The sequence below is a fragment of the Reichenbachiella sp. MALMAid0571 genome (assembly GCF_040151475.1).
Taxonomy (GTDB): domain Bacteria; phylum Bacteroidota; class Bacteroidia; order Cytophagales; family Cyclobacteriaceae; genus CAXBNB01.
Genome location: NZ_JBDKWG010000125.1, coordinates 38608 through 50955, shown reverse-complemented (window position 1 = coordinate 50955; position 12348 = coordinate 38608). Strand labels below are relative to the sequence as shown.

11 protein-coding genes are annotated in these 12348 nt (G+C 36.5%); 7 read left to right on the top strand and 4 right to left on the bottom strand.

Annotation, left to right across the window (positions count from 1 at the left end; translation table 11 throughout):
• Positions 1-71 precede the first annotated feature (71 nt).
• Positions 72-701, bottom strand: a complete 630-nt coding sequence (locus AAOP42_RS10685) for a hypothetical protein (RefSeq protein ID WP_349528499.1) — start codon at positions 699-701, stop codon at positions 72-74.
• 124 nt (positions 702-825) lie between these two features.
• On the opposite strand from AAOP42_RS10685, the gene AAOP42_RS10680 reads away from it, so the two are divergent.
• The 3 genes from AAOP42_RS10680 to AAOP42_RS10670 all read left to right on the top strand — a co-directional run bounded on the left by AAOP42_RS10680 (position 826) and on the right by AAOP42_RS10670 (position 8858).
• Positions 826-1899 (top strand): tetratricopeptide repeat protein, encoded by a 1074-nt coding sequence (locus AAOP42_RS10680; protein ID WP_349528498.1) that lies wholly within the window; start codon positions 826-828, stop codon positions 1897-1899.
• 54 nt (positions 1900-1953) lie between these two features.
• Positions 1954-5673, top strand: coding sequence for a caspase family protein (locus tag AAOP42_RS10675; protein WP_349528497.1), 3720 nt, complete (start codon positions 1954-1956; stop codon positions 5671-5673).
• A gap of 152 nt (positions 5674-5825) precedes the next feature.
• A complete protein-coding gene (locus AAOP42_RS10670; RefSeq protein ID WP_349528496.1) occupies positions 5826-8858 on the top strand; it encodes a caspase family protein in 3033 nt (1010 codons plus the stop codon).
• 169 nt (positions 8859-9027) lie between these two features.
• Here the strand turns inward: AAOP42_RS10670 and AAOP42_RS10665 are convergent, their stop codons facing one another.
• On the bottom strand, positions 9028-9885 hold the full coding sequence (locus tag AAOP42_RS10665) for a LysM peptidoglycan-binding domain-containing protein (RefSeq protein WP_349528495.1): 858 nt from the start codon (positions 9883-9885) through the stop codon (positions 9028-9030).
• 82 nt (positions 9886-9967) lie between these two features.
• On the opposite strand from AAOP42_RS10665, the gene AAOP42_RS10660 reads away from it, so the two are divergent.
• Genes AAOP42_RS10660 through AAOP42_RS10650 form a run of 3 tightly spaced genes read left to right on the top strand, consistent with a single transcriptional unit; the run spans position 9968 to position 10760 of the window.
• Positions 9968-10336: a hypothetical protein gene (locus AAOP42_RS10660; protein WP_349528494.1), complete on the top strand. Its 369-nt coding sequence runs from the start codon at positions 9968-9970 to the stop codon at positions 10334-10336.
• A 10-nt stretch (positions 10337-10346) separates the two neighbouring features.
• Positions 10347-10607, top strand: coding sequence for a hypothetical protein (locus AAOP42_RS10655; RefSeq protein ID WP_349528493.1), 261 nt, complete (start codon positions 10347-10349; stop codon positions 10605-10607).
• A 6-nt stretch (positions 10608-10613) separates the two neighbouring features.
• Positions 10614-10760 (top strand): hypothetical protein, encoded by a 147-nt coding sequence (locus AAOP42_RS10650; protein ID WP_349528492.1) that lies wholly within the window; start codon positions 10614-10616, stop codon positions 10758-10760.
• Positions 10761-10931: 171 nt separating this feature from the next.
• Here the strand turns inward: AAOP42_RS10650 and AAOP42_RS10645 are convergent, their stop codons facing one another.
• On the bottom strand, positions 10932-11267 hold the full coding sequence (locus AAOP42_RS10645) for a single-stranded DNA-binding protein (protein WP_349528491.1): 336 nt from the start codon (positions 11265-11267) through the stop codon (positions 10932-10934).
• A gap of 178 nt (positions 11268-11445) precedes the next feature.
• Here AAOP42_RS10645 and AAOP42_RS10640 point away from each other — a divergent pair, with 178 nt between their 5' ends.
• On the top strand, positions 11446-11820 hold the full coding sequence (locus tag AAOP42_RS10640) for a DNA gyrase inhibitor YacG (RefSeq protein WP_349528490.1): 375 nt from the start codon (positions 11446-11448) through the stop codon (positions 11818-11820).
• Positions 11821-11843: 23 nt separating this feature from the next.
• Here AAOP42_RS10640 and AAOP42_RS10635 read toward each other — a convergent pair whose 3' ends face one another.
• The gene (locus AAOP42_RS10635) at positions 11844-12305 is read right to left on the bottom strand and encodes a hypothetical protein (protein ID WP_349528489.1); all 462 of its coding nucleotides are present in this window, start codon (positions 12303-12305) and stop codon (positions 11844-11846) included.
• Between the last annotated feature and the right edge of the window lie 43 nt (positions 12306-12348).

Below are 12348 nucleotides of genomic sequence, written 5' to 3'. Positions count from 1 at the left end.
GAAAAGGCTTGTGGTAATGGTTGGATTGAACCCCCACTTCAACTAATATTTCCTTAAAGACAATAGTTTATTCAATTGCCACCAAAATCAGGGGTATTCTTTTCCATCCATTCCTCAATAGAATGCGCATCTTTTTCATGAATAACCTGTTCTTTTATTTTTTCCTGAGCCCTTAATATAGATTTTGTTACCATACTATGTTCGATCATTTCGTTTTCTTCCATTCCCATCGTCTTCAGCAGTTGAATGATTCGGTCTGCTCCAAACATTCTAAGAATTGGACTATCTATTGAAGTATAAAACCTCAGTATGGCACCTCCATATTTTTCTGTTAAATAATCGTATAATGCAATATCTACACCTGCCAACGGGTGTATTTCACATACCAAAATCATAGAATAAGCATTTACCTCAAAAGTATTTTTAGATGATTTGATGAGACTTTCTGCCTTTCCAATAGTAATACCAGAAGTATTCTCTTCCATTGACCCTAAAACATTAAATTTCAAGTCGGCAGCTTCCAGCAAACTCGCAAGTTCTTTACCTGTATCGTCAAAATAGTAGGCTATAAATAGTTCTTTTTGGTTGTTCATATCTTCCTGAACAGTAGCCATCAACTGTCTATATAAAGTGATTTTGGTCAAATAGACATAGTATGTCAAGTTTGATTTTTTTGCCTTACTCTTAAATAATCCAAACATATATTATTATTTATGGCATAAAGGTATTGCTTCAATTCCCCAATTAAAATACCCTTTACAGGGTATTCTAATAACCCATTCTATTGCCTTATTTTAACTTTTCATTTTGAAATTAATAAACGTCATGGCAACAATAAAACTCCGTCTAATAAACTGCTCACTGATTTCTGTAAGCTTAATTATTCTTTTCTCAGCCCAATTGTATGCTCAGGATTGCACTTCATCAGAAGATTGTTATCAAAAAGGAACAACAAACAATTTTACCAGTCAATCAATTGCATTGCTGGATAAAGCACTGAAGTTGGCTAAAAAGGAAAAAATAAATCCGGCAAAGATATATTGCCAAAGAGGCATCAAGTGGCTAAATGGCCGTTCGTCCAAAGATGCTTTAAAAGATTTTGAAGCAGCAATCAAATCAGATCCTACATTTTTCCTGGCATATAAGATGAAAGCGAATATTTTCAAAGTGCAAGAAAAAAATTATGAAAAAACTGATAAATTTCTAAAAGAAACTATAAAAACATTCCCCAACAACCCTGAAGCCGTTTATGAAAAAGCACAAAACCACCTATACTACAACAAAACTGATCTGGCCTATACTGATTTCGAAACAGCCTATAACATGCTAGTCATGATGATGGATGGTACCGATCAGATAGACACCAATACCAAAGGAAATATCTGCAAATGGTATGCTATATCATACATGAAAAAGAATAATTTATACGTGTATGATGCCAGAGCTCTGGAAATTCTGGAATCAGGTAAAAATTTCTCTCCAGATTCACCAGTAATGCTTGGAGAACTTGTAATGGCCTATTACGACAATGGGAGGTTGCAGGAAGCAACAACAGTCGGCAACAAAGCAGTATCTCTGGATGAAGAGACTTATAAATCCAAAAATGTAGGCGGCAACTTTATAGTTGGGATAAAAGCATTTGAAGACAAAGATTATTTTAAAAGTGCAAGCCACCTGAACTATGCCATAGCAAATATTTCCAATCCTCACCCACTAATCTACTACTATGCTGGTCTGGCCAATTGGTTTCATTATTACTACAATGCTCCAAAACTATGGTCATCTCATGTAGCACAAATTAAAAACCAATTAGAAATGGCTTATAAATATGGGCAAGGCACTAAATATGATTTTTACGCTCAGGATGCGAAAAAACGAATTCCGGATTTGAAATTCTAAACAAGTTCTTTATAGAAATTATACTGATCAATTAAATTATAAGAAATAAAATTCATGAAAAAGATTTTGCTCATCTTCATCTTATCTTTTCTTTTTCGGATTAATGCCTTCTCGCAGAGCCATGTCATTCCTCAATTGGGTCATCAGGAATCAATAATCCATGCTAAATTTTCGAAAGACGGAAAATGGCTGGCAACCGGCGGCCGTGACAGGGTAATCCTGCTCTGGGATATGCAAAAAGGTTTACACTGGCCATTGGAAGGACATTCATTTGTTGTAACCGGAATAGATTTTAACGATGACAACACGCTACTCGCTACAAGTGATGGCAGAGGCAAAATTTTTATCTGGGATATCGACTCTAAAAGTATTCTGTATCAAAAAGACTTAAAACGTGATGTTAATGACATCCATTTTTTACCCAATGGTAAGGGTTTGTTGTATTCCGATGATGTTGTCAATATTTGGAACTACAAATCCAGTCAGGTTCAAAAAACAACGATGAAAAAGAGCGAAGGAGGCATGTCCTCCGTCTCTATTTCACCAGACGGTAAGTACAGGATGCATACACAAAAGAAAATGGATTACATCAACTCAAATTTTGTAACCAACTACACTTTCACCCTACATGATATTTCGCAAAGCAAAGAAATCTACCGCAACGACTTGAAACAATTTGGCAATAAGTGGATCGTCAATGCAATTAGTTCAGATGGGAAGTTGATAGCTCTCGGTAATGAATTCAAAATAGTTGTACTCAAATTGGACAATGGACAATTGGTGAAACAATTTAACAAGGCTTCTGATATAGAAAATCTATATTTCACTAAAGGAGACCAGCAAGTGATTGCTTCATACACAGATGGATACATTCTCGTTGGTAATCTTCAGACTGGTAAAACTGAAAGCATAGGAGGAGTAGTCGGTCATGATGTTCCGGCAGGAAAAATGGCCTATGATGCCACAAATGATATTATAGCTGGAATCACTAAGGAAACAGAAATCGTTTTTTATGATCTGGAAAACAGGCAGCAAATTAAGACTTTTAGCCCGGGAGCTTCGGAAATTGCAGGGTTATATTGGAACGAAACAAAAAGGGAACTTTATACACTCATGAATAGTTCCGTGATTACCTGGGATTTAAATGCTCTCAATATTAGTGAAGCAATATATTCTTCAAAAAACAATTCAGGTAGTTCTATTGGAGTAATTGCCGGAAAGACAAAACAAATTTATGAAGAGCCCTATAAATATTTCAATAAGACAGGTTACTTACCTAAATATCCGGATGGAGAATCCAGAAAACACCACTTAAAAAGAACAGCTGTAGGAACAAGTAAATTCGGATTTAAAGTATATGACAAAAGTACGGGCAATGAAATTGCTAGCTTTCCAAGTGCTATTTACATAATAGGAACAGCCATTTCTCAAGATGGCACTAAAGTATTTGCAAGTTCAGTTAACAAAATCGATGTGTACTCTTTACCTGATAAAAAATTAGTAAAATCTATTCTCTATGAAACCGGAGCACCTTCGGTAATGAAAGTAACTCCAGATGGAAAACACTTGGTTGTAGGCAAAACTGCAGAAACAGTATGGTTTGGAGATACAGAAAAACCATTAGAATTTGACATAGATATTTATGATATAGGCACTCTAAATCTGTCAGGGAAGTTGAAAGGACATTATTCTTCTATTACAGGACTTGATTTCACTCAAAATGGAAGTTTACTATTTTCAGGAGCAATGGATGGTACAATTAGGATATGGGATTTAAAAACTAAAAAGCAGAAGGTATTGTTGCATGGCAATGCTACCGACCACTACTTTATCGTCTCTGAAGATGGATACTACAGTATGGCGAAAAAGGCTATTGAAAATATTGCTTATGGGGATCAAAATAACATTTACCCTGCTGCTCAATTTGAAATAAAGTTAAACAGACCAGATAAAGTAGCTGAAGCAATTGGCTTCACTCAGCCTTCACTTTTAGAAGCATACCAAAAAGCCTATCAAAAAAGAATCAAACAACTTGGAGTGTCAGACGATAAAATTGATCTAAACAACCTACCAACTATACAAGCAAATATTGATCATCTGCCACGAACTACCGGAGAGAAAAATATTAGCTTTTCTATACAGGCAAGTGATCAAAAAGTCAATTTAACACAACTCAAAATTCTGGTTAATAATGTGCCTGTCATTGAGGACAAATCAACTTCTGTGAAATCATCAAGAACAATTAAAAAGAATATTAATCTAACGTTGAGTTCTGGAATGAACAGAGTAAGTGTGTCTGTAATAAACGAACAAGGATTGGAATCCGCTCCTGCCACATTTGAAATTACCTGTACACAAAAGGCCAAACCAAACTTATACCTCTTCAATATTGGTGTGAGCAAGTTTGCAGATTCTGAATATAATCTGACCTATGCAGCTAAAGATGCCAAAGATCTGGCAGCATTTTTCGAAACCAGAAAAGCCGATTATGGACAAGTATTTGTAAAATCCTTCACTGATATTGCTGCAACAAAAAGTAATATTCTTGCCTCTTCGGATTTCTTTTCCAATGCCAATGAAGATGATGAAGTCATCATATTTGTAGCAAGTCACGGATTACTGGACGAGAATCTCGATTATTACATAGCGACCAGTGACATGGTATTCGACAATCCATCTTTCCTTGGATTGAAATACACTGAAATCGAATCTTTTTTTAAGAATACCAAAGCACGCAACAGACTTCTGATGATTGATGCATGCCATTCAGGAGAAATCGATAAAGAAGGTACTGAAGTGGTTGCTGGAACTAAATCTACCAATACATCAGGCGTGAAATCCAGAGGGTTCAAAACCGTAAAAAGCAGCAATGACCTTGGACTCAAAAATTCATTTGAATTGATGAAGGAAATCTTCGCTGATATGAGGAACGGCACAGGCGCAACTGTTATTTCTTCCGCATCCGGTACAGAGTTTGCCCTTGAAAGTGATCAATGGAAAAATGGCGTTTTTACTTATTCTGTATTGAACGGCATGACGTCCAAAACGGCAGATATGAACCGTGATGCCTACATTTCTGTTTCGGAGCTAAAGGAATATGTATTTGATGAAGTAGGGAAACTTACCAATGGCCTACAGCATCCTACTTCACGGGTTGAAAACATACAAAATGATTTTGTGGTAACCAGCACAACGGAAGCTCACGTAGTGAAATATGAGGTGAAAGGAAAATGGGTAAATGAATACAACTATTACAAAGACAAAAGAAAAAAATACATTGAAGTAGTCACCAATGGCGTTGATCTGGATATATATACGACCAGCATGGAAGATTACAGTAAAAAATGGTACATGAACAAAGGTCCAATCCGATACACCAAAATAGCCCCAAATCAGTACAAAAATGTGTCTGGAGCTATCATAGAAATGCGTGGAAAAGACCAGTTGGTTATGAAGGACATGTATGGAAATAGTGACTTTGATGCCATTTACACTCCTACAGCCACTATTAATACAAACACAGACAACTCAATATTTGGTGTATGGTATAGGTCTGATAAGAAAACAGACAGTTCGGGGAAAGTTTCATCCGTGAAAATTACATCTTTGTCCGATATGCAATTAGAAGTATGGTTTTCTGTTTCAGGGAGTACTTATAAATATGATAAAAAATCAGATTCGGAATACGAATTCAAATTAGGGGCTTCATCTTACAAACTGGCAGTCAATGCAGATGGTAGTCTTACTATAAATAATTATAACTTTAGCAGGTGAGAAATTACACATCCGAAAAGAGCCGTGAAACAAGCAATTTTAGTAGTCAATTTCGTCAATATTCTGTTTTTTTGTTGTGTAAAGTCACTAACTCTTAATAATTTGATCTAAGCATGTCAATCAATAATATATTCTACTTTATGAATTTACAAATGAATATAAATATTCGAAAAGAGCTGTCGTTTCTCTTTTACATTAAAAATATTGCTTTATTTATTATATTAATATGTATATCAGTACATATTGAAGCTCAGAAGCTTATCATTGATAATCATGGGCACTCCGGATTGGTACATGACGTTATTTTCATTAAAGGAGGAAAGCAACTAATTTCAGCTTCCGAAGACAAAACTGTTCGTATTTGGGATGTGTCGGATGGCAGTCTGATCAAAACACTCAGGTTTCAAATTGGTGATGGAGTTGATGGCAAAATATATGCTGCAGCCCTTGACCCAACTGAACGTTATCTATTCTTAGGTGGTTTTTTTGATAAAGCCGGAGGTGATCCCAAAAACATAGGATCTATTAGAGTTGTTGATTTGCAATTGGGTAAAATATCTCATACATTAAAAGGACACAACAATATCATCAATGACCTGGCTATCTCTGCCGATGGCAAATGGCTTGCCACTGCCTCTGCTGATCAAACCCTCGGACTCTGGGACATCTCAACTATTGCGAGTTCCAGTTCTATTACTGCACGAGGATTTCTAAAGGGGCACAGTGGAATTATCCAAAGTGTCGATATCAATCAAAATGGAAGTCGAATCGTATCAGGAGGAACAGATGGTATTGTCAAAGCCTGGAATACTGCTGACCTCAGCAATATTACTTTTATTGATGGAAAGGTTCATTTAGACAAAATAAGAAAAGTACTCTTTACTCCGGATGGTTCTAAAATAATATCCGGAAGCGAAGATGGTGATATAGTTGTCTGGACCAATGCAGGGAGGTTTTTAAGCAAACTGGACAATATTCCTTCGGCTGTCAACTCATTGGCTGTATCTAAAGACAACAAGTATCTGGTGGTTTTTAGTCGCAAGGGTGTGGTTTATAACCTTGATACAGAAACTGTCATTACTGATTTCAACTACCATGACAATGCCGTGAGTGCAGCAGTTTTTGCACCTTTCAAAAAATTTGACGAGGAAGAAGGTTTATATCTGGCATCAGCCGGAGGCAATGACAAAAATATTTTTATTTGGGATGCTTTATCAGGAAAACCTGTTCGCAACCTTGTTGGCAATGGCAGAGGTGTTTTTGCTGTAGGTTTCAATACTGACGAAAATACCACTGCTTTCGGACAAAGCAACCCAACAGAACTCTTGGACGATGCTCCATTGGAAAAGACTTTCAACCTAACTAACCTGAGCCTGGATCCTGAAAAACCGAACACAAAATCATTTATCAGGAATAAGAATAAATTTTTGGGACATGCTATCGAAAAGCAGTCTGAACAACGAATCAATTTTGGCAACAATGGGGTATCTGTTGATGAATTGAAAGACGGTATCATCAGGAGTTATTCTTTTGTAAATGATTACAATGAAGTAGTAATAGGCTCTACCTACTCTCTAAAAAGATTTAAGCCTAATGGCGAATTCTTGAATTCTTATGAAGGACATTTGGGAGAAACCTGGGCTATTTCAGAAATAGAAAAACAAGACAGATTGCTTTCATCAAACAGTGATCAGACAATAAAAATATGGAACTTATCTTCCGGAGAAAACCTGGCAACACTTTTCATTACTTCTAAGAATGAGTGGGTAATATGGACACCTCAGGGCTATTATGAAGCATCAGCCGGAGGTGAAAAATACATTGGGTGGCATATCAACAAAGGAGCTGGCTCACTGGCAGAATACCACGATGTGTCGGCTTTCAGTAAGAAATTCCACAGGCGTGATGTTGTGTTGAAAATGCTGGAAACAGGGTCCTTTGATAAAACAGCTACTGCGCTCAACATTCAAAAACAAGACGTAAATAAAATATTGCCACCCAAGATAAAATGGACATCACCTGTAAACAACTACACTACAACTACCCTGTCCAATTATAATTTGGAAGTATCTATTTCATCTGCCATTGATATTACTCAGGTAAAACTATTTGTAAACGGACGTCCTCTGGCTATTGGAGATAAACTGACATCAACAGGAAATACAACCAATAAGACAGTCTCCTATTCGTTAAAGCTATCTTCTGAAGATATGATTGGCAGAAGAGGTTTTGATGTAGTACCCGATGAAGAGGAAGTTGTTGAATCGTCCAAGGAGTTTCAAATTCGGTTCTTTGCAGCTAACAGTATAGCCAATGGATTCTCAGAAGACCGAACGATTATCTATAAACCGGATGCAAAAAAGCCTAGTGTAAATACCAATCAGGGAAACAGCGAAAAACGGGAGATCACCAAACTTGAAACTGAAGACAAAGAGGAAATACCACTAAGTAACCTCTATTTGGTTTCGATCGGCATCTCTGAATTTAAAAATCCTCAGTACAACCTGAATTATGCTGACGATGATGCCAGAGCGGTATCAAAAATATTTAAGGCACAGGAAGGTAAAATGTTCAATTCGGTGAAAACCATTGACATATTAAATTCATATGCCACACGTGAAAAGATTCTTTCTACTTTCCATAAGTTGGAAGAATACACTACTCCAAAAGATTTTGTTATTATCTTCATTGCCTCACATGGCTTGAATAAAGATAACAATTTTTATATCCTGCCACATGATGGAGATTCATCAAATCCTCGCATCTCCTGCGTTGATTGGCGTGATTTTTCGGATCTCATTGGTAATATGCCGGCAAAAGTGTTGCTACTGATAGATGCCTGCCATAGTGGACAACTGGGAGCCAATGTAGGCCAATCCAAAGTGGATAATACTGAAGCAGTCAGGGAATTGTCATCAGGTGAGTTTGGTGTAGTGATCATGTCTGCCTCTACCGGGGCTGAGTCATCTCTGGAACATCCGGACTGGGGACACGGCGCATTTACTCTCTCTATCATCGAAGGGCTGGAACAACAAAAAGCAGATGTGAAAAAGGATGGCAAAATTTACCTTAGGGAATTGGATTTTTATCTGGCTGAACGGGTAAGAGAATTGACCGGAGGAAGACAACATCCTACCACTCAGAAACCAAGTTCTATTAGTGTGCTCCCCTTGATTTCTTACTAAACTTTATGCATCAAAAAACCCGGCTTCACCGGGTTTTGGGCAAGCAGGAATCTATATGATTCTCAAAGCTTCACCGAGTTTGGTAACATGCTATGAAGGTACTCTTTTTATAGTTGAAAAACAAATGTTTTCAGGTATTTTACTGCGCCTGGAAATCAAATGAAAATACTTAAAACCCGTATGCTGAATAATCCTGAGAAAATTCACTTGGATCAAGTTTAGGGTCAATAGTTACCTTAGAATACTGGTATTTTTCATACAACCCCTGATCATCATATACATCCATTCTCAACGGAATCAAGGCATCTTTATCTATATATAGCATCATTTTGGGAGAGTAGTCATTTGGTATTTGGATTACCTGGCCAACAGAAACATCATCATAATGCTTCACTTTATGATTTTTCTCTAAAATCATGTGCTCACTCAATTTGAACTTAGCAGCTATCGTCTCAAGCGTTTCATTTTCCTGCACAGTATAGTCAATGTATTTAAAGTTCGGATTGGTAAAAGATACTGAATGACAATCCTTGTTGTCATGTTGCACAATTCCATTGTACTTTACCATTGTATCCATATCTGATTCGTATTTTTTAACCAAATAGTCCAAAATAGAGACCACATGGTCAAACCCAGACTGATAAATGGTATGATGTTGGTCATTGCGCATTATTCCCTCTTTAGGATGCAATTTTATGTTTACCCAGGGAAAACCATTGGGATTGATGATGGCTTTGTTATTGTGTTCACCCTCCACAAATAAAACTTCCATCCCTTCCTGTGGGTACAATTGTTTCATATATACCCTAAAAGGCTCTTTTTCCATTTTGGTAAAAGAAATTTGCTTGATCATCTTTCCTTCTATTCGCTCTTCTTTCGATAGCGTATAGATCAACGAACTAATACCGGACGTTTTTTTCAGCATTTTTAATGTAATGGAGTGTCCTGATTCTTCATCTGCTTTTTTAGCAAAAGAAGTCAACACCAAAATTGCTACAACTAAATATATACGATTTCTTTTTTTCATATAATCCTCAAACGTATGGATGATAAAAAAGTATCTGTAAAAACAATTTTAACAGATTCATTTTTCATTCAATAATACATGAATGAAAACTAAAACCGTGTTATTGTCTTATATTATTATTTTTAGAATAAAAGTAATTAAATTACTAAACCATCCAACGAGCAAAAATATGAACAAGGCCGCCAAAATCATTATTTCTATTCTCGTTGTATTATGCGCATTTTTTATTTTAATGGCTCAAATTCAGCGTAGTGAAGCCGAAAAACAAGCTGAGGCAGCTAAAATAGCTACAATACAAGCAGATTTGCATGCGGAAGAAGCAAAAAATCAAGCAAAAAGAGCAGTTCGCCTTGCAGCAGATGCAGTAGCTGCTGAAAATAAAGCCATGTACGCTCAAAAAGAAACAGAAAGAGTAATGGTTGAGCTGCAAAAATGCAAGAGCGGAAAATAACACCTACGATATGAACAAAACTGCAAAAATTATCATAGCCATCGAAGCGGTAATCATACTCTTCTTTGTTGTATTTGCTAAAATTCGAACAGCTGAAGCTGAAAAGCTAAAAATGGAGGTTATAGAGAAGAAAATAATAGTAGAGGAAGTTAAAAAAGAAGCAATCCAACTGGCAGAGCAAGCAGAACATAATGCTGCTCAAACACGACTCGCTCAAAATGAAGTTGAAAGAGTAATGGAGACATTACAAAAATGCCAAAGCGGTAAATAGCCCACCATGAACAAAACAGCCAAAATCATCATAGCCATAGAAGCGGCAATCATACTCTTCTATGTAGTAGTAGCCCAAATTAAAAGTGCTGAATGCGAAAAATACAAATTGGAAGCTGATATGGAGTTGCAAAAATGTAAAAATGGAAAATAGAACTATCAAATTTGAGTCTGTCTCAAAAAGCAGATACTTATCAGATTCCTGACTGCATCAGTACTGGAAATAACTATCGGTGCATTTTCAAAGGGATGCCGGAATAAATCCGGCAACTGTTTTACCCTTTTGAGACAGACTCATTCATTGAACCTTAATCGTCATGATGCATCAATCTTTCTTATTCATCATGAGCAATTCATGCAGTGAAATCTCAGTAACATAACGGGTCTCCCCTTCTTTGTCATATTTGCGATTGACGAGCTTTCCCTCTATGGCTACTTCACTGCCTTTTTTGAGGTAACTTTCAATAATGCTGACTTTTTTGCCCCAGGCCACAACGTTGTGCCACTGGGTGTCTTCTACTTTTTCTCCTTTACTGTTGTAGTAGATTTCATTGGTGGCCATAGAAAATGTAGCCATTGTTTTCCCACTTTCGAAGTTTTTTACTTCCGGATCGTTACCTAATCTACCAATTAGCTGTACTTTGTTTTTTAAAGTTGACATGATATTAAAATTTAAATATTATTGATATTCACCTGATGGTAGATGAATTTGTCGTTTGACAGGACAAAGGATGCAAGAAATCAAAAAACGACTCGGTTGTTAATTATTTGTAGTCACTTAACATCCGTTTGTAGTCGTTTGTAATTGGATATATTTCAGAAAATCAATAACTTACTGCATGAATCAGGAAACCGAAAACAGAACCTGTCCGGAATGTGGCCGTCCGATCTTTGGTAGAATTGATAAGAAGTTTTGCTCAGATGCATGCAGAAATGCTGCCAACAACAAGGTCAATTCAGACTCTACCAATTACATTCGAAATGTCAATAACATTTTGAGGAAGAACCGCAGAATATTACTGGAACTCAATCCTACAGGTAAGACCAAAACTCAGGTGGATAAGTTATTGAAAAAAGGATTTGATATGGAGTATTACACCAACACATACACAACCAAGGCAGGACAGGAATATCGCTATTGTTATGATCAGGGCTATTTACTACTCGACGATGGCTATGTTTTGTTGGTTCAAAAAATTGAGAGTCTTACCTGATAAATCAAGAAAACGAACTTATATCATTCCATGTTGACCAGATATACACTGCTCTTATGTGTATCATCATCTTTGTCATAGGCTACCAGCACATCTCCTTCAAGTAACCAATAATCCTCATCACTATCGTAAGAATCAGAATCTTCAATTATCAGTTCACCATTCTTATTGATGTGCCAATTTGAATATTCTACCTCTTCATCTCCAAAAGCATTGACTGTTACTTTCAAACGATTGTTCGGTTCAAATTCGAACCTGATGTCTAGTTCTTCCAAAATGCCATCCACAAAACCAATAGCTGATTTCACCATCAATCGGGCAAAAACATTGTCTTCATCGTCTATTTCATCCACAATTTCTTCTTTGTCAATATCTATCACCAACTTCCAAACCCCCTTAAGGTCTTTTTCTTTTACCTTTTTGGTTTGTGCACTGACGGACAACATTAACAATAGCATCGGAATTAATATAAAAAACTTTTTCATGTTATAGAAGGTATTAGGTTATACAAAGTACTAAATCCTAAAC

What these genes read in the sequence shown, in the direction of transcription:
- AAOP42_RS10670 (WP_349528496.1), top strand. Translation starts at nt 5,826, where the DNA reads ATGAATATAAATATTCGAAAAGAGCTGTCGTTTCTCTTTTACATTAAA.
- AAOP42_RS10655 (WP_349528493.1), top strand. Translation starts at nt 10,347, where the DNA reads ATGAACAAAACTGCAAAAATTATCATAGCCATCGAAGCGGTAATCATA.
- AAOP42_RS10685 (WP_349528499.1), bottom strand. Translation starts at nt 701, where the DNA reads ATGTTTGGATTATTTAAGAGTAAGGCAAAAAAATCAAACTTGACATAC.
- AAOP42_RS10660 (WP_349528494.1), top strand. Translation starts at nt 9,968, where the DNA reads ATGAAAACTAAAACCGTGTTATTGTCTTATATTATTATTTTTAGAATA.
- AAOP42_RS10640 (WP_349528490.1), top strand. Translation starts at nt 11,446, where the DNA reads ATGAATCAGGAAACCGAAAACAGAACCTGTCCGGAATGTGGCCGTCCG.
- AAOP42_RS10665 (WP_349528495.1), bottom strand. Translation starts at nt 9,885, where the DNA reads ATGAAAAAAAGAAATCGTATATATTTAGTTGTAGCAATTTTGGTGTTG.
- AAOP42_RS10650 (WP_349528492.1), top strand. Translation starts at nt 10,614, where the DNA reads ATGAACAAAACAGCCAAAATCATCATAGCCATAGAAGCGGCAATCATA.
- AAOP42_RS10635 (WP_349528489.1), bottom strand. Translation starts at nt 12,305, where the DNA reads ATGAAAAAGTTTTTTATATTAATTCCGATGCTATTGTTAATGTTGTCC.
- AAOP42_RS10675 (WP_349528497.1), top strand. Translation starts at nt 1,954, where the DNA reads ATGAAAAAGATTTTGCTCATCTTCATCTTATCTTTTCTTTTTCGGATT.
- AAOP42_RS10645 (WP_349528491.1), bottom strand. Translation starts at nt 11,267, where the DNA reads ATGTCAACTTTAAAAAACAAAGTACAGCTAATTGGTAGATTAGGTAAC.
- AAOP42_RS10680 (WP_349528498.1), top strand. Translation starts at nt 826, where the DNA reads ATGGCAACAATAAAACTCCGTCTAATAAACTGCTCACTGATTTCTGTA.